Source organism: Paenibacillus sp. FSL W8-0194 (assembly GCF_037969745.1).
GTDB classification, from domain to species: domain Bacteria; phylum Bacillota; class Bacilli; order Paenibacillales; family Paenibacillaceae; genus Paenibacillus_AQ; species Paenibacillus_AQ cookii.
Genome location: NZ_CP150205.1, coordinates 215,697 through 233,243, shown reverse-complemented (window position 1 = coordinate 233,243; position 17,547 = coordinate 215,697). Strand labels below are relative to the sequence as shown.

The 17,547-nt window shown below is 55.1% G+C and carries 13 protein-coding genes; 7 read left to right on the top strand and 6 right to left on the bottom strand.

Annotated elements, in window-relative coordinates; all coding sequences use genetic code 11:
* The first annotated feature begins 10 nt into the window (after positions 1–10).
* The 4 genes from MKY58_RS00930 (at position 11) to MKY58_RS00915 (ending at position 4,915) form a co-directional block, all read left to right on the top strand.
* Complete coding sequence (locus tag MKY58_RS00930) at positions 11–1,405, top strand: sugar ABC transporter substrate-binding protein (RefSeq protein WP_339323064.1); 1,395 nt, start codon at positions 11–13, stop codon at positions 1,403–1,405.
* A 130-nt stretch (positions 1,406–1,535) separates the two neighbouring features.
* Positions 1,536–2,534 (top strand): LacI family DNA-binding transcriptional regulator, encoded by a 999-nt coding sequence (locus tag MKY58_RS00925; RefSeq protein WP_339323063.1) that lies wholly within the window; start codon positions 1,536–1,538, stop codon positions 2,532–2,534.
* Between the two features lie 12 nt (positions 2,535–2,546).
* Positions 2,547–3,539 carry a BadF/BadG/BcrA/BcrD ATPase family protein gene (locus MKY58_RS00920; protein ID WP_339323062.1) on the top strand — a complete coding sequence of 331 codons (993 nt, stop codon included), beginning with the start codon at positions 2,547–2,549 and terminating at the stop codon, positions 3,537–3,539.
* Positions 3,540–3,586: 47 nt separating this feature from the next.
* On the top strand, positions 3,587–4,915 hold the full coding sequence (locus tag MKY58_RS00915) for a 6-phospho-beta-glucosidase (RefSeq protein WP_339323061.1): 1,329 nt from the start codon (positions 3,587–3,589) through the stop codon (positions 4,913–4,915).
* Between the two features lie 84 nt (positions 4,916–4,999).
* On the opposite strand, the gene MKY58_RS00910 is transcribed toward MKY58_RS00915, so the two are convergent.
* From MKY58_RS00910 to MKY58_RS00890, 5 genes are all read right to left on the bottom strand, one after another.
* The gene (locus MKY58_RS00910) at positions 5,000–6,199 is read right to left on the bottom strand and encodes a multidrug effflux MFS transporter (RefSeq protein WP_339325007.1); all 1,200 of its coding nucleotides are present in this window, start codon (positions 6,197–6,199) and stop codon (positions 5,000–5,002) included.
* 364 nt (positions 6,200–6,563) lie between these two features.
* A complete protein-coding gene (locus tag MKY58_RS00905) occupies positions 6,564–10,346 on the bottom strand; it encodes a copper amine oxidase N-terminal domain-containing protein (RefSeq protein WP_339323060.1) in 3,783 nt (1,260 codons plus the stop codon).
* Positions 10,347–10,513: 167 nt separating this feature from the next.
* A complete protein-coding gene (locus tag MKY58_RS00900) occupies positions 10,514–10,738 on the bottom strand; it encodes a hypothetical protein (RefSeq protein ID WP_339323059.1) in 225 nt (74 codons plus the stop codon).
* 187 nt (positions 10,739–10,925) lie between these two features.
* A complete protein-coding gene (locus MKY58_RS00895) occupies positions 10,926–11,774 on the bottom strand; it encodes a glycosyltransferase family 2 protein (protein WP_339323058.1) in 849 nt (282 codons plus the stop codon).
* 37 nt (positions 11,775–11,811) lie between these two features.
* On the bottom strand, positions 11,812–12,510 hold the full coding sequence (locus MKY58_RS00890) for a class I SAM-dependent methyltransferase (RefSeq protein ID WP_339323057.1): 699 nt from the start codon (positions 12,508–12,510) through the stop codon (positions 11,812–11,814).
* A gap of 283 nt (positions 12,511–12,793) precedes the next feature.
* Between MKY58_RS00890 and MKY58_RS00885 the strand changes: the two genes are divergently transcribed.
* Positions 12,794–13,903: a glycosyltransferase family 2 protein gene (locus tag MKY58_RS00885; RefSeq protein ID WP_339323056.1), complete on the top strand. Its 1,110-nt coding sequence runs from the start codon at positions 12,794–12,796 to the stop codon at positions 13,901–13,903.
* 173 nt (positions 13,904–14,076) lie between these two features.
* Here MKY58_RS00885 and MKY58_RS00880 read toward each other — a convergent pair whose 3' ends face one another.
* On the bottom strand, positions 14,077–15,531 hold the full coding sequence (locus MKY58_RS00880) for a catalase (RefSeq protein ID WP_212949510.1): 1,455 nt from the start codon (positions 15,529–15,531) through the stop codon (positions 14,077–14,079).
* A 285-nt stretch (positions 15,532–15,816) separates the two neighbouring features.
* Between MKY58_RS00880 and MKY58_RS00875 the strand changes: the two genes are divergently transcribed.
* Positions 15,817–16,515: a response regulator transcription factor gene (locus MKY58_RS00875; RefSeq protein WP_339323055.1), complete on the top strand. Its 699-nt coding sequence runs from the start codon at positions 15,817–15,819 to the stop codon at positions 16,513–16,515.
* On the top strand, positions 16,516–17,487 hold the full coding sequence (locus MKY58_RS00870) for a sensor histidine kinase (RefSeq protein ID WP_339323054.1): 972 nt from the start codon (positions 16,516–16,518) through the stop codon (positions 17,485–17,487).
* The last annotated feature ends 60 nt before the right edge of the window (positions 17,488–17,547 follow it).

Genomic DNA, 17,547 nt, shown 5'->3' with positions numbered 1-17,547 from the left:
GATACCGTTCATGAAAAGGAAAAGGATCAAAAAGACGTTTACGCTTCTGCTGGCAAGCACCACGCTGTTGGCTCTGATGCTGTCCGGCTGCGGCGGCGGCAAATCGGCGGTCGACGTCGCTCCCGCGGGCGATGGGGATACCGGCAAAACCGCTTCATCCGGCGGTCAGGTCACCATTACGCATTACACCATCGATTCGGAAGACCGCACCTTTATCGAAAAGCTGATTCCGGATTTTGAGGCCAAACATCCGAACATCAAGGTCAAAGTGGAAAAAGCCCCTTACGAGCAGTTCGACAGCAAGCTGCAAACGATGATCGCCGGCGGCAAATCGCCCGACGTGACGAGCCACTACGGCTACGGCGGGTTCGCGGAATACTACAACAAAGACATGCTGCTCGACATGAACGACATCATTAAAGAAGACGGGTTCAAGGCATCCGACTACAACATCCCGGAAAACCTCATGAACATCTACACCATCAAGGACCATGTATACGGCATTCCGGTCAATATGTACGTCACGCTGATGCTCTACAACAAGGATATGTTCGATGCAGCCAACGTGCCTTATCCGCCAAGCGATTACGAAGATAAGAGCTGGACGTTCGACAAAATGGTGGAAGACGCGAAAAAATTGACCCACGTCTCCGACGATATCGCCAAAACGCAATACGGCGTCGATTTCACCTGGTCCGAACGCGACATGCGCCCGCTGTACTTCGGCGTCGAGCCATACTCCCAGGATACCTGGACCAACGGCGGCGTGCCGTCCGAAACCCGTTTCGACTCGCCGGAAGTCATCGCGGCCTATAACAAGCTGTACGGTCTGATCTTTAAAGACAAAGTATCCCCGACGACCGAATGGAGCAAAAGCGTCGCCGGGCAAAACGGCGATGCCTTCGTCACCGGGAAGCTCGGGATGAGCATCGGCGGCTCCTGGAACCTGGCAGGCTCAAACGACTTCCCGTTCAAGGTCGGCGTCGCGGCCGTGCCGGCAGGCGGGAACGACAAGGTGCGCAGCGTGCTGTTCGTCGATCCGCTGTTTATCCTGAAAGGCTCCAAGCATCCGAAGGAAGCATTCGAGTGGATCAAATATTTGGTCAGCGACGAAGTCCAGGAAAAATCGATCGAACTGAGCGGCGGCAACCCTCCGGTCAATACGAAGGCCGCCGAAGCCTATTACAAGCATTTTGACGGGATCGATCCGGCGGACGTGAAAAAGGTATACGAAGGCGCGGTGAAATACGGCTTCGAATCCTACAACCACCTGATCACCAACTATTCGCAAATCAACGACATGTTCATCAACGAGATGCAGCCGCTCGATACGGGGCATAAAACCGTCGAAGAAGTCATGCCGACGGTGCAGAAAAAGGTCATGGAAATCATCAAACGCAAATAAATAGGAAGTGCCGTCCCGGAACCGGGACGGTATCTGTTAATTTCGCTTCGCGGCGGCCTTTCGTCCATGTATACTAATGTTAAGCTGATATAAAATGTACGGAAAATCTGCCGCAAGGAGAATAAAAACAATGAAGGTTAGTATATTTGATGTTGCCAAAAAATCAGGATTGTCGGTTGTGACGGTGTCCAGGGTATTAAACGGCGCCGAATCGGTGCGCGAGAAAAACAGGCAAAAAGTGCTTGACGCGATCAAGGAGCTCGACTACCGCCCCAACGCCGCGGCGCGCAGCCTCGCCCGGGGCAAAACAGGGATCGTCGGCTTGATCGTCACCACGCTCCAGGACTCCTTCTTCGACGCCGTCGTCAAGGAGCTGAACGAGGTGCTTGCCCTACACGGCTATTTTCTTGCCGTCTCGGTCTCGACGGGCATCGGCTCCGACGAAGCCCATTACCTGATTCAGGAAGACCGCGTCGACGGCCTGATCCTGCTGTCGCCGATGGAAGAGGACAACTATATCGTGGAGCTGAAGCGCCGCAATATTCCTTACGTTCTGATCGACAACCAGAAGCCCGAAAACGACGCTTTTTCCGTGACGATCGACAACTACAAAGGCGGTTACGATGCGGCGAAGCATCTGATTGACCTCGGACATACCCGGATCGCGCACCTGAGCGGACAGGAAATGTTCCGCAGTACGAAGGAACGGCGCAGCGGCTTTCTGCAGGCGCTTGAGGAAAAAGGCATCCAGCCGTTCGAAATGGTTACCGGCGAATTCGAAATCGCTTTTGGCTACGAGACGTGCCGCAGATGGATTCGCGAAGGACAGCTCCCTTCCGCCGTCTTCGCGGGCGACGACAACATTGCGCTTGGCGTCGTCAATGCTTTGATGGAAGAAGGTATCCGCGTGCCCGATCAGGTTGCCGTCGTCGGTTATGACGATCAGCAAATATCTTCGCAGCTGCATCCTCATCTCACGACCGTCCGCCAGCCTGCCGACCGGATCGGCCTGGCTGCCGCGGATATGCTGCTGAAACGGATGGACGGCACGATGAAACGCGGATCGAACGTCAAAATCAATCCTGAACTGATCATCAGGGAATCCACCGCCGCAACGACAAATCAATAGGAGTGACGACCATTGGCTTACTACTTGGGAATCGATGGGGGAGGAACCAAAACTTACGCCCTGCTGACGGACGAACGCGGCAACGTGCTGGGCAAAGGCGTCAGCGGCAACGGCAATCATCAGATTGACCGGAGCCTTGCCGCGCAAAGCATCCGCGAAGCCGCCGAAGGAGCGCTAAGCGAAGCTGGCCTTGCGAAAAGCCAGCTGTCGCATGCCTACTTCGGGCTCGCCGGGGCGGACCGCGAAGCGGATTACCGCATCCTGCATCCGCTTATACAGGACATCGGCTTTACCCGGAACTATACCATTAATTGCGATACGATGATCGGCCTTCGGGCCGGTACGAACCGCCCGTACGGCGTTGCGCTGATCTGCGGCACCGGAACCAACGCCGCGGGGCGAAACCCGGCGGGCATGCATGTCCAAGTCGGCGGCTTCGATTATATGTACGGCGATTTCGGCGGCGGCGGTTCGCTGAATATCGAGGTCTTCCGGTCCGTCATCCGGGCCTGGGACGGGCGCGAACAGCCGACCAAATTGACGCCGCTGCTGCTTGGATTCCTGGGATACGACAACGTCGGCGACATGTTCGACGACTTTCAGGACCATGGGAAGCATGTGCCCGTGCACGCCGCCAAGCTGCTGTTCGAAGCAGCCGCCGAGGACGACGCGGTAGCCTTGGAGATTCTTTCGCACCAGGGGATCGAGCTCGGAAAATCAGCGGTGGCGGTCATTCGCCGGCTGGGCATGCAAAACGATACGTTTGACGTCGTGCTGGCGGGAAGTCTGCTAACAAGGGGCGACCGCGGCTGGATTCGCGGCAAAATCGAGCAGGCCGTTGCCGGCACGGCTCCGAACGCAACGATCGTTACGTTATCCACGGAACCTGTCGTCGGCGCGGTTTGGTCGGCCATGGAAGCCGACGGGACCCCGGTAAGCCGGGAGGCGTATGAACAAATGCGGACCTTCCGCGACTTCGAGCAGATTCCGTTAGCAACAAGGTAATCCCTTTTTGAATCCATCCATTTCATTCATGTGAGGAGCGTGCAGACATGGCATCTGAACAAGGACTCAAAATCGCCGTCATCGGCGGCGGATCTTCTTATACGCCGGAGCTCGTCGAGGGCTTCATCCAGCATTACAACGAGCTTCCCGTCCGGGAGCTGTGGCTCGTGGATATCGAGCCGGGCAAGCGCAAGCTGAATATCGTCGGCAACTTGGCGAAACGCATGGTCGAAAAATCCGGCCTTCCGATCGAAGTCCATCTCACGTTGGACCGCCGCGAGGCGATTCGGGGCGCGGACTTCGTCAGCACGCAGATGCGCGTCGGCATGCTGGAGGCGCGCGGACGCGACGAATCCATTCCGCTCAAATACGGCGTCATCGGACAGGAAACGACGGGCCCCGGAGGCATGATGAAGGCGCTGCGGACGATTCCGGTGCTGCTAGACATTTGCCGCGACATCGAAGAACTGGCACCGAATGCCTGGCTGCTGAACTTCACCAACCCGGCCGGCATGGTAACGGAGGCCATTTTGAAGCACACGAACGTGCGCAGCATCGGTTTGTGCAACGCGCCGATCGGGCTGATCAAGCGGACCGCGGCCAAATACGGCGTCGCTACGGACCGGGTTTATGCCGAATTCGTCGGCCTGAACCATCTGCACTGGGTGACTCGCGTCGATGTCAACGGCGAAGACAAGCTGGATGAGTTGCTTGCCGACACCGCCGGCTACAGCGCAAGCAACGTCCCGGCAAGGGAATGGAATCCCGAGTTTCTCCAGTCGCTGCGCGCCCTGCCTTCCTACTATTTGAAATACTTTTACATGACGGACGCCATGCTCGAAGAGCAGCTGGAATCCTTCCATAAAGGCGAAAACCGTGCCGAAGTCGTGAAACGCGTCGAAGAGGAGTTGTTCGAGCTGTACAACGACCCGGACCTGAACGAGAAACCGAAACAGCTGGAACAGCGCGGCGGCGCGTTTTATTCCGAAGCGGCCGTGAATCTGATGTGTTCGCTTTACAACGGCAAAAACGACATCCAGACATTGAACGTCGCCAATCAGGGCATCATCGATTTCCTGCCGGACGACGCCAGCATCGAAGTGAACTGCGTCGTCACCCAAAACGGCCCGCTGCCGCTGCCGTTAACCAAGATCCCGCCGATGGCGACGGGTTTGATCCATGCGGTGAAAACGTACGAACGCCTTGCCATCGAGGCCGCCGTCACCGGCGACCGGGGCCTTGCCATTCAGGCGCTGGCGCATCATCCGCTGGTGCCTTCGGTGGAAGTCGCCATCAAGATGCTGGATGAAATGCTGGAAGCGAACAAAGCGTATTTGCCGCAATTTTTTAAAACGTCGGAGACGGGCATTTCCTGATTTTCAGCACAGCCGACTCCGAAACTTGTTAATGGAATATATGCATAAAAAGAGACTGCCGCGGCAGTCTCTTTTTTATATTCCTTAGTGATGCACAGTTGGGGCTGCATCCGCCGTCTTGGCCGGATGGATCGAGCTTCGAACCAGCAGCAGGTAGCACAAAATCGAGCATACGTCCGCCCCGGCGATGACAAGCCCCATCGGCAGCGCCGACGTGCTGCCGCCCAGACCGACCAAAGGGCTGACGATCCCGCCGAAAATGTACGACAGAAGCCCCAGCAGCGCCGATGCGCTTCCGGCGGCATGGCCGTAATCCTGCAAGGCCAGCGACGACCCGGCCGTGCCGACGATGCCGACGCAGGAGACGACGATAAACAGCGGCGGCAGCACCGCGGCGAGCGGTGCTTTGACCGCAAGCAGCAGCAGAAGCGCCATGCCTCCGACCGTAGCCAAGGCAATGCCGGTCACAAGCAGCTTTTTTTCGCTTACCTTTCCGGCGAGCCGTCCCGTGATTTGCCCCGCGATAATAATGCCGATGCCGTTCATGGCAAAAATGAGGCTGAATACCTGCGGGCTTACCCCGTAAATATTTTGCAGCACGAACGGCGAACCCGAAATGTAAGCAAACATGGCGGCGGAGATGAATCCAGAACTTAACGCCAGCCCCATGAATTTGCGGTCCCTCAGCAGAACGCCAAAGGTTTTAAGCGTATTGGCGGTACCGCCTTTGGAACGTCTGCTTACGGCAAGCGTCTCCGGAAGGCCGAAAAAAACCGCCAACAGCATCACGATACCGATCCCCGCCAGCACGATAAACACGCCGCGCCAAGAGGTGAACTGAAGGAGCTGTCCCCCCACGATCGGCGACAGGATCGGGGCTGCGCCATTCACCAGCATCAGCATGGAGAAAAATTTCGTCAGTTCCGAGCCCGAATACATGTCCCTGACGATGGCCCGCGAAATGACGATCCCGGCCGAACCGGCGATCCCTTGAATGAATCGCAGCACGATCAGCATTTCGATGGACGTGCTGAACGCGCATAACAAAGAGGACAAGCCGTATACGACCATGCCGGCCAACAGCGGAATGCGCCGCCCGCGCACGTCGCTCAGCGGCCCGGCAAACAGTTGTCCGACCGCAAGCCCGATCAGGCACGAAGTCAAGCTGAGCTGCGTCAGCGACGTCGTCGTATGCATCGTTTCGGCCAAAATCGGCAGCGAAGGCAAATACATGTCCAGCGAAAAAGGACCGAAAGCGGATAATGCCCCAAGAATGATTATCATCCAAAGCCTGCTTGCGCTCGGGCGCACAGTCAGCGTTTCTTCTTGACCGCCGCTTCGATCCGATCGCGTCGTTAATGGTTTGCTCATAGGATGTCACTGTTCCTCCTTTGAATTCTTTACAACATAGGCGCCCCGCATTTCTGCCAAGCCCGGAGGGCCGAGCCCCCTCTTCCCCGTGTTCATATCCATCTATTGTAGCTCATTTCCCTTCCGAAAAAGAACCCTAAATTGCAAATCCGGCTTCCACGCATGCATTGGCAAATCCGAACCGCTCTTTATGAAACACGCCCCTCTCCCTTTCACAAGACGCAAAAATGCCGGGACCCATGGACCCGGCATTTTTTTCGAATGCGCTCTTGAAAGGTTATTTTTTTCCTTGAATCGTTGCTTTCGCATCGGCTTTGACAATCGAAACAGGGTTGGACAGCACGCTTTTCTTTTCCCCGACGCTAAGGATGTAGACATAATAGGAATTTTTATCGCTTAGACGGTTTCCCGCTACGTCGGTATCGTTCGCCTTAAATGTGACGGAGTAATCTTCATTGACGTTAATGAATTTCATGTTCGAGTCGATGCTTTTTGCCGTCGCCGTCTTCAGGGTAAAATCCTTTAAAGACGCAGGGACGACCATCACGGCATATTTTTGAACCTGGCTCTCGTTTGCCGGCTTTTTGAAGGAGACATCGATCCCGCCATCGGCCCATTTTGCCGTAATATTCGTTGGAACTTGCGTCAGATCCCTTAAAACGACCTCCACAGGATTGGACAGCGCGCCGGTTCCCGTTTTGGCCACGGACAGCACATAAACTTTGTAAGGATTCTCCTCGGCCAAAGGTTTATTATCCGTATCCTTTGTCGAATCGCTCATCGCCCCGCTAAAATCGCTGCCGACCTGAACTTTCGTAAATTGACCCGACGCCAACGCGTTTTCAAGGTTAAGGTCTTTCGACCCTGGCACGATGAAAATCCGGTACTCTTTAATATTGGCTTCGTGATCGGCGCGGGTAAACGAGATTTTCAGATCCTTTCCGTTATGCTCGTCTCCGGCATCCGTCGCGCTCAGCTCTTTGACCGGGGAAACCGGGAGCAGCGTATCCAGCGTGATGGCTTCGGAAGCGGCAGACAGCGCATAATTGTTGTGGTTTCCGACGGAAAGGACAAAAATTTTGTACGATATTCCGTTACGGATGAAATGGCCGTCGGAGTCTCTGGCGTTGTCGTCCAAGACCACCTCGTAGCTTCCTTTATTGCCGTTTTCCACGGCTTTGTAGTAGCCCAGGTTGGCCGCGAGTTTTTGGTTAAAGCTTCCCGCTTCGCTGGACTTTACGGCGATGATCCGGTACTGGGACACGTCGTCGTCGTGGTCCGCGCGGGTAAAGGTGACCTGCAAATCGCTGCCGTTGCCCGCGTCACCGATATCCTTCACGGCCACGTTTTTGGCCGGTCCCACCGTAAAGGTCTGCGACAAACCGATTGCCTGGGAAGGAGCGGACAATGCATGGGCATCTTCCTTTCCTACGGACAGGATAAATACCTTATATTTGGTGTCGCCTTGAATCAACCGGCCGTTGACATCCTTCGAATCCGCGGCGAGCGTGCGGGTGATGTTGGATCCGGTTTTGCTGACGGCCGTATAATTCGAGCCGGATACGGCCAAGGCATCCGCCAGGGTAAAGTAGCCGGCATCCGAATCTTTGACGACCAGGATCCGGTATTCCCTGATATTTTGTTCCTCATTTGCCCGCGTGAACGAAACCTGCAGGTCGCGGCCGTCGCCGTGATCGGCAACGTCGTTAACGGACACGTTCGTTGCCGGATAAACGCTCGCGTTCCCCGCCAACGTGATGGCCGAAGAATACGAAGACAGCACATTTGTCCCGTACGACCCTACCGAAAGCACGAACACGCGGTAGCTGACCCCGTTGCGGATCGACTGTCCGTCCACGTCCCTGGCGCCCGAGGCGAGGGTTTTCGTGATGTTATATCCCGTCTTGTCGACGGACGTGTAGTTCGAGCTGGAAACGGCGCTGGCTTTGGACAAGTTGAAACTATTGGCGTCGGAGGACTTTACAACCATAATCCGGTAACCGCTCAAGTTGCTTTCGTCCGCAGCCCGCGTAAACGAAACTTGCAGGTCGCGGCCGTCGCCGTGGTCGGCGACATCGTTGACGGACACGTTCGTCGCCGGATATACGTTTGAATTCCCCGTCAAAGTAATAGACGCAGAATACGAAGACAACGCATTGGATCCGTAAGCTCCCACGGAAAGCACGAATACGCGGTAATTGACCCCGTTGCGGATCGAATGTCCATCCACGTCCCTGGCGCCCGAAGCGAGGGTTTTCGTAATGTTATAGCCCGTTTTGCCGACGGATGTGTAGTTCGAGCTGGAAACGTTATTTGCATCCGACAAGCTGAAATAAGGAGCGTCGGAGGCTTTAACGACCATGATCCGGTAGTCGTAGAGATTGCTTTCATCCGCGGCCCGGTTGAACGAAACGCGCAAATCGCGGCCGTCGCCGTAATCGGATACGTCGCTGACGCCGACGTTCGTTGCGGCATAGACGTCCGAACCTCCGGAATTCCCGTACAGCACGACGGCATACGATGGCGCCGAAAGCGCGTAGTTGCCATTGTAGCTTCCCGTTCCCACCGCCATGACAAAAACGCGATAGGCGACGCCGGAGCTGATCAGCGATCCGTCTACGTCTCTGGCCCCGTAGGACAAGGTTTTGCTGATGTTATTACCCGTTTTGCCGACTTCCGTATAATAGGAGCTCGACAGGTTCCTTGCATCGGATAGCGAGAAGCTTCCCGCCTTGCTGTCCTTGACGACGAAAATCCGGTAACTGCCGATCCGGGATTCGTCGGAAGAGCGGTTAAACCGCACGTTCAGATCGCGGCCGTCGCCGTAATTGCCAACGTCCTGCACGCTGGTAATGACAGGAGCGGCGATCGGATTCGATGCCAGCGAAAACGACGGCGAACCCGCGGAAAGCTGGTTCGAGGCGTTGCTGCCGCTTGCGACGGAAAGCACGAAAATGGTATAAGAAACGCCGTTTTTAATGTATTCCCCGGAAGTATCCCTGGCGCCCGAACTTAAAGTCGTCGTAATCGTGGAGCCGTTTGTTTTGTTTACTGTCGTATAATTGGCGCTTGCCGCGTTGTTAGCCGTATCCAGGTTGAAGCTGCCGGCATCTTTGGTCTTCACGACCATGATCCGGTAGTTCTGGATGTTGGCCGTATTGGGTGGCTGATTAAAGCTGACCGAGATATCCCGTCCGTCGCCGTAATCGCCGACATCCGCCGCTTTGACGCCGGAGACCGCGTTTACGGGCGAAGCCGTCGACAGCGTGACGGTTGGAGATATGCCCGACAAGGCGCTGGCACCCTTTTTGGCTACCGTGAGCACATAGGCGTTGTAAGGCTGATTGGCCCGCAGCAGCTCGCCGGTGACGTCCCGCGATTGCCCGGACAGGGTGATGGCCAAATCGTTGCCCGTCGGCCGCACCGAGGTATAGTATCCGGTGGATAACGCCTGGGACAGCGTATATCCGTACGCGTTTGCGGACTTGACGATCAGGACGCGGTATTCGCTGACGTTCGTCTCGCGTTGAACCTTCGGAAAGCTTACCTCCAGGTCGCGGCCGTCGCCGTTTTTCCCGATGACGCGCGCGGTCACGTAAGAAACGGCATTTACGGCAGTGTCCGAAGTGACGATGTTGACGGTCTGCGTGCTTTGATTCCACAGCACCTGCGCGCCCAACGTCTCGCTGACGAACCGGACCGGCACCATGGTCGTTCCCTTCAGGTTTTGCGCAGGCACGTCAAGCGTCACCTTTTGCTGATTCACCGTCGCCGTTTTGGCGCCGATTTTCAGCACGATCGTGATGTCGTCGCGTATGGCCGTGACCGTGCTTGTTTTTTGATTCCACAGAATCTTGGCGTCAAACGCCTCAAAAATGGCCCGCATCGGCAGCATGGTCCGGCCCTTGGTCATCGTGGGCGGCTGCAGCGGGTTCAGTTTCACCCCGTCGACGTATACGCTGATCGGTTTCGGTGTAGCCGCCGCCTGCACCGCTGCAGCCGGAAGGGACAAGGAAACGACCATCAGCACGGCCACGAGCATAATCCAAAGCTTTTTCACGGTTCTCCTCCTCTTGGTTTTGTGTAAAAAAGGCTACACTTATTTGACGGGAGAACGGGTTGAAATGTTTTCCATCCCGAAAAAAATATATCGGCCAAATGCCCTGGCTTTCCAAAGCCGAAACGCAGCAGAAAAAAGCCCTGCCGTCCAGGCAGAGCTTGTTGTTTTCAGGATTTGTTTTTATGCAGCTTGACCAGCTCGTTAAAGGCCAGATAAATCGACCAAATGACCAGAATGAGTCCGACAAATTGCAGCAGGTAAATGAGATAGGGCTCGATTTTGGTAACGGACCCGAAAAAGCTTTTGAAAAGGGACAAAGGCTCTTCCGATGACAGCTGCATGAGCATAAATCCGATAATAAAGCTGATCAGAACCGTGACTTTTTTCTCCAAAGAACAAGGCCTCCCGTCGTGCGCACCACATAATATATATTCCAATATAACCCATATGGTATATATTGTCTATTGCATCACGAACATGAAATTTTCGCCAAAATCCGGGAAAATCGGTCTATACACGCAAAAAACCGGAACCCTCCCCCTCGCGGGAATGGCTCCGGTCTTTCGACAGGCACGGCCCCTATTCATTCCTTGAAGGGGTATGGTCCCCAAGCGGGACGAAATGCTTTTCCGGGATGAAAAAGGGCTCGCGCGCCACGATGTCGGACGGATTATAACCCAAGCAATCCATCTCGGGCGCCGATAATCCGGTGCTCCACTTGGCCCTGAATTTTTCGGCATTGGCCAGCGAAGAGCGTTTGTAGTCGAGCCGGTTCGATGCGAACGTCCCTTGCCCTTCATGGTGGATAAAAACATCCTGCGCGACCCACAGCCGTTTGCCGCCGATGCGGGCCCGGATGGAAAAGTCGTCGTCCTCGTAGTTGCCCGGAAAAAAACGCTCGTCAAAGCCGCCGATCCGCTCCAGCAAACGACGGTGGAACAGCATGCAGAAGCCCACCAGCTTATGCGCGTAAAAGCCGGAGCCTGCCTGCTCTTGCTGCCGTCTGGCTGCATAAGCGTCCAGATGTTCAAGCGTCGGCCACTCTGCGTGGGGAACTCTCTGGATCGGAGCCACATGATTGGAAACCGGCCCGACGATGCCGATGTCAGGGTCCCGGAAAAGCGCGGCATACAAACCGGAGAGCCAACGCGGCGTTACGACGGTGTCATTATTGAGCAGCAGGATAAAATCCCCGGAAGCCTCAAGCATGCCCTGGTTGTTGCCTGCGGCGAACCCCCGGTTTTCCGCGTTGGCGATCAGCTTGACGTCCTCCATCGAATTCCAAAATTCCAGCGTTCCATCCGTAGAGCCGTTATCCACGGCAATCCATTCAAGCGGCTCTTCCGTATGGCGCATTACGCTTTCAACGCATCTTCGCGTCAGGTCCAGACCGTTGCGGGTGAGCATGACGATCGAGGTAAGCGGCATCGATAACGCCCCCTTTTTTTAAATGTGAACGGATGGCCTACAATCCCGATGTGTTTAAAATAAACGGAATCACCCGCCCGTACGGCGTATCGCCAGGCAGCATGATCCCCAGGCCGTTGTTCGAACGCAAAGCATGCCAAGACAGGTCAAATGTCGTTTCCTTCAAAAAATCCTCGACGGCCGTCAACACGCCATTGCGTTCCCCATGTTCGAATATGGCGTTATGGACCATATGGTTGAAGCCTCCGCCGGGCACGAGCAGCGGATTGCCGGGTTCCACCCCTTGCATGGCGCTGGGTTTGCGGTATTCCGCCGGAATGCTCTCGGGAAAATAGTACATATCCCGCCGGCCGTACGGCCAATCGATGTCATGCAGCATGACGACGGGAAATGCGCCGGCCGAAAGGGCCATATGCTCCACCTGCTTTAACTCATGATATACGGTATACCAGTTATGGTCGCCGTCGATCAGGATCATGTCATAGGGCTCTACCTTCGGGAGCGCCTGCAAACTGAAATCCTTGACCATTCGGAACGATTCCCCATAATAATCCGACAACAGATCGGCATCGAATTGCGGAGCAGGATCGATGACCGTGCATTTGCTGCCGGTATGATGGCAATAATCCAGAATCTTGAACGTGTTCAGTCCCGTCAGCGATCCGATTTCAACGATATGCGCCGGCTGCGCGGCGATCATCACCGGTTTGATGACCTTTTCCCAGAAACGGTGCATAGCCACTCTCCTGACCTGAAGATTGTCGAAAACCCCATCCCAATATATGAGCTCTTCAGCGGTTTCATGCTTGGAGCCCCATGTAAAAAGAGCCTGCGGCGGTCTGCTTTCCGAATTTTCGTCATACATATGACTGAAGTCGCTTGATGCCTTTTCCCGCAGCCCAGTCAGCAGATGCATATTTGCAGCCTTTGTACATTGGCAAAAATTTTGCCGCCCGGTTTTCGCTCCGGGATGGGAAATTCGGGTGCTTGAATCGTCCTGCATGCAAAGGAGTGAGAAGATGATTACCATCAGCTTGTGCATGATCGTCAAAAACGAGGAGAAGTCGCTGGAGCGCTGCCTTTCTTCCGTTCAAAAAGCGGTGGATCAAATGATCATTGTCGATACCGGCTCCACGGACAACACCAAGCAAATTGCACGCAAATTTACCCGATACGTTTTCGACTTCGAATGGATCGACGATTTTGCCGCAGCGCGCAACTTTGCGTTCAGCCATGCGGAAATGGATTATATTTTATGGTTGGACGCGGATGATATTTTAAAGGAGGAAGATCTCGAAAAGCTGCTCGAACTGAAACAAAACCTGGACCCCGGCGTCGATTCCGTCACGATGAAGTATCATCTGGCGTTCGACGAGCACGGCAACGTCATATCCAGCCTGCGGCGCAACCGTCTCGTCAAACGAAGCAACGATTTCCGCTGGATTGGGGCTGTCCATGAATATCTCGAAGTCGCCGGGCGGATTATCGACAGCGACATTGCCGTGACGCACTGCGGCGATGAGCGGGACAGCGACCGGAACCTGAACATTTATATGAAACGGCAGGCCAAGGGAGAGGTCTTCACGCCGAGGGATACTTATTATTTCGCCAATGAGCTCAAGGATCATCGCTTCTTCGAACTGGCCGCCGTCTATTACCGGAAGTTTCTGGATGAAGGAAAGGGGTGGGTCGAAGACAATATCGCGGCCTGCGGCAAGCTGGCGGATTGTTATCTCGAGCTGGGCGACAACGCCAATGCGCTGGCCTTTACGCTGAAATCGTTCGAATACCGCGCGCCCCGGCCGGAATTTTGCTGCCGCATGGGATATCATTTTCTGCAAGCCGGGGACTATGCGGCAGCCGTTTATTGGTATAGGCAAGCGCTGGAAAATCCGGCTCCGGCCAACACCTGGGGCATGCAAAATTTAAGCTGTTCCACCTGGCTCCCCCACCTCCAGCTCTGCGTCTGTTACGATCGGCTCGGCATGCACCAGATCGCCTATCATCATAATGAAGCCGCAAGGCAATATCAGCCCGATCATCCCTCCGTGCTTCAAAACAAAGCCTACTTGGAACAAAAGCTGGGCATCATCCCCGTCGAAAATTCAGAAGAAACGGCCGACTCATAACGCAACGGCGTTAACGGTCGGGCGAATGCGGACGAACCGCCTTTCCGGAGCATGGCCTCAACCGGAGGGCGGTTTCTTTTGTTTGCGTTTGCCTCGAAAGTACATTTTACGGATCAAAAAAAGGGCTGCCCCGAAGCCCTGCGGCTTCTGGGGACAACCCTTGTTGTTGCTGCTTACGACATGCGGGATAGAAACGGCGTCAAATCGACGTTCAGCGCCGCCGCCAGACGTTTGCCCAGCTCGGCGTCCGCACGGTAGAAATTGCAGATCGCGAGCAGTTTCGTCTGTTCCGCTACAGGCTCCAGGTCAGCGGCCAAATTGCCGATCAGCTGCTCCTGGACCTCGGGGGAATATTTCCGGAACACTTGGCCGGCCTGGCCGAAATCGTTCGGCTTGTCGATTTTTTCGCGGGAAACGGTCCCCCGCACCGGCTGCGGCACGTCCTTGTAGGCCGGGTCTTCCTTCGGCGTATGCTGGTAGCGGTTCGGCTCGTAGTTGATCCGGTCGGACGGCTGTTTGAACGCCATCGCCCCGTCGCGCATATTGTTGCTTACCTTCGCGAACGGGCAGTTGATCGGAAGCTGCAAATAGTTCGGCCCGATGCGGTAGCGCTGGGTATCGGAATAGGAGAACAGCCGTCCCTGCAGCAGCTTATCCTCCGAAGGTTCGATGCCCGGCACAAGCACGCCCGGATTAAAGCCCACCTGTTCCGTTTCGGCAAATACGTTTTCCGGGTTCCGGTTGAGCGTCATCGTTCCTACCAGCTGATAAGGAATGTCCTCCTCGAACCAGTCTTTCGTGGCGTCCAAAGGATTGAAATCGAAGCTGTCCAGATCCGCCGGATCAAGCACCTGCACGTACAAATCCCATTCCGGGTAATCGCCGCGCTCGATCGCTTCATACAAATCGCGGCTGGCATGGTTGAAGTCCTTGCCCTGGATTTGCGCCGCTTCCTCCCGGCTCAAGTTTTTGATGCCCTGCTTCGGAACCCAGCGCAGCTTCACGTACACCGTGTTGCCGTATTCGTTGATCCACTTGAAGGCGTGGACGCTGGAGCCTCGCATTTGGCGGTAATTGGCCGGAATGCCCTCGTCCGTAAAGAGGTGGACCAGCATATTCGTCGATTCGGGCGACAGGGACATGAAGTCCCAATAACGGTCTTCCTCTTGAATATTCGTGCGGGGGTCTGGCTTCAGCGCGTGCACCATGTCCGGAAACTTCATCGCGTCCCGGATAAAGAAGATCGGCAGGTTGTTTCCGACGAAATCATAGTTGCCTTCCTCCGTGTAAAATTTGACCGCGAAACCGCGCGGGTCCCGGAGCGTTTCCGGGGAATGCTGACCGTGGATTACCGTGGAAAACCGGGCGAATACCGGCGTTTCCTGTCCTTCTTTTTGCAAAAATGCCGCTTTCGTGTACCGTTTCATGCTGTTGATGACCTTAAAAACGCCATGGGCTCCCGCTCCCCGGGCATGCACCACGCGTTCCGGAATGCGTTCCCGGTCGAAATGCGCCAGCTTCTCCAGCAGCTGATAATCCTCCAGCAGTGTAGGTCCGTTCTGCCCCGCCGTTCTGGAATTTTGATTATCGCCGATGGGCGCGCCTTGATTCGTCGTAAGTTTGGCCATAAGGATCGTGCCTCCTTGATTTATTTTTAAATTAGAATAATTCTAAACAAGCAACTCGACGTCATTTATTGTACCCTCATTGAAAATGAAAATCAATACTAAATTATAATTATTCTAAATTAATCGTATGCGCTCTTTTGCCGATATATGCCGGGTACAGGCAACCATATGGTTAAAAGCAATCTTCCTGCGCTTCCCCATGATCGTGAAACGGCGGACAACGTGTATAATATTCAAAAAAGCAACCTATCCATTGCGAGAGACGAATGAACGAAGGAGACCTTTATGTATAAAATGCTTATCGTCGAAGACGATCCGAAAATCGCCGACCTGCTGAAAGCCCATATTGAAAAGTACGGGGATACGGCCATTGTTATTCATGAATTCGACCGGGTTCTGGAACAATTTAAGCGGCATTCCCCCCACATCGTGCTGCTGGACATCAATCTCCCGAGCTTTGACGGATATTACTGGTGCCGCCAGATCCGGCAGGTGTCGACCTGCCCGATCATTTTCATCTCGGCCCGCGACGGCAAAATGGATCAGGTGATGGCGCTCGAAAACGGCGCGGACGACTTTATTACGAAACCCTTTTACTATGAAATCGTCATGGCCAAGATCCGCAGCCAGCTTCGCCGGGCGTACGGCGACTATGCCGTGAAAAACGACGAGCGCACGGTCGAATTGGGCGGCCTGATTTTGTACCCGGAACGCATGGAGCTTCATTTCGGCAAACGGAGCGTGCCGCTCAGCAAAAAGGAAACGATATTAATCGAAACGCTGATGGAGTACAGCCCGCGGGTCGCAAGCCGCGAGGTCATTTTGGAAAAGCTGTGGGACGACGCCTTCGTGGACGACAACACGCTCAGCGTCAACATCACGCGCGTGCGGAAACGCCTAGCCGAGCTTGGCCTGGAGGAAACGCTCGAGACCGTGCGGGGGCTCGGTTACAGACTGAACTTGAACGCGGAGGAGCCGAAGTAAATGAAACTGTTCATTCGGGAGCACCTCCCCTTGATGATATTTACGTTGGCGCAGCTGCTCGCCGTCATGGCGGTGTTTTGGTTTGACGGATACGATCATCCGCTGACCGCCATGTACGCCTTGTTTTTGGGGCTGTTTATTTTCGCGGGATACCTCGGTCTGCGTTATGCCACGCATCGCGGGTTTTACGCCCGGCTGTCCCGCCCCGTCGCTTCCCTCGCCGACTCCGTGCACAAGCATGAGCCGGCGCCGCTTCCCGCTGCCCTGAGCGAGCTTTTGGAAAACCAATACAGGCAGTACCAAAACATGCTTCAGCATTGGGAACGAAAAAACGAGCAGTACATGACCTTTTTAAACCAATGGATCCACCAGATGAAAACCCCTTTGTCCGTGATCGAAATGATCACGCAGGATGGCGGGGACGAGCGGATGGGCAGCATTTCGGAGGAAACGGACCGCCTGCGGAGAGGGCTGGACATGGCACTGTACACGGCCCGTCTGGGCACCTTCGAGCAGGATTTCAGCGTGGATGCCGTCGATCTGAGACAGCTGGCGAACGAAGCGGTCCATGAATACAAACGGTATTTCATCCGCAGCCGCGTTTATCCGGAAGTCTCGATCGAAGAAGGAATTTCGGTACGGACCGATGCCAAGTGGATGCAGTTCATCCTGGGCCAGCTGCTGAACAACGCCATTAAATATTCGGCGGGCAGCGGAAAAAAAGTGACCCTGTCGGCCGTCAAGGAAGGCCGGGACGTCGTCTTGAACGTACAAGACCGCGGCGTCGGCATTCCCAAAGCGGATCTCCCCCGCGTGTTCCGTCCCTTCTACACCGGGGAAAACGGCAGGCGTTTCAAGGAATCCACGGGCATGGGGCTGTACATCGTCAAGGAAGTGATCGACAAACTGAACCACCGCATCGAGCTGGAATCGGTTGAGGGCGAAGGCACGCTTGTCCGCATCCGTTTTTGATTGATCCGGGAATCGATTCACGGGATTGTTGTAAACGGCATTTCTTACAGCGTTGTAAGA

Coding starts and splice junctions, on each gene's coding strand:
- MKY58_RS00895 (WP_339323058.1), bottom strand. CDS start 11,774: ATGCCGCTTACCTCGATCGTCATGCTCACCCGCAACGGTCTGGACCTG.
- MKY58_RS00875 (WP_339323055.1), top strand. CDS start 15,817: ATGTATAAAATGCTTATCGTCGAAGACGATCCGAAAATCGCCGACCTG.
- MKY58_RS00870 (WP_339323054.1), top strand. CDS start 16,516: ATGAAACTGTTCATTCGGGAGCACCTCCCCTTGATGATATTTACGTTG.
- MKY58_RS00930 (WP_339323064.1), top strand. CDS start 11: ATGAAAAGGAAAAGGATCAAAAAGACGTTTACGCTTCTGCTGGCAAGC.
- MKY58_RS00880 (WP_212949510.1), bottom strand. CDS start 15,531: ATGGCCAAACTTACGACGAATCAAGGCGCGCCCATCGGCGATAATCAA.
- MKY58_RS00915 (WP_339323061.1), top strand. CDS start 3,587: ATGGCATCTGAACAAGGACTCAAAATCGCCGTCATCGGCGGCGGATCT.
- MKY58_RS00885 (WP_339323056.1), top strand. CDS start 12,794: ATGATTACCATCAGCTTGTGCATGATCGTCAAAAACGAGGAGAAGTCG.
- MKY58_RS00890 (WP_339323057.1), bottom strand. CDS start 12,510: ATGCACCGTTTCTGGGAAAAGGTCATCAAACCGGTGATGATCGCCGCG.
- MKY58_RS00925 (WP_339323063.1), top strand. CDS start 1,536: ATGAAGGTTAGTATATTTGATGTTGCCAAAAAATCAGGATTGTCGGTT.
- MKY58_RS00910 (WP_339325007.1), bottom strand. CDS start 6,199: ATGATAATCATTCTTGGGGCATTATCCGCTTTCGGTCCTTTTTCGCTG.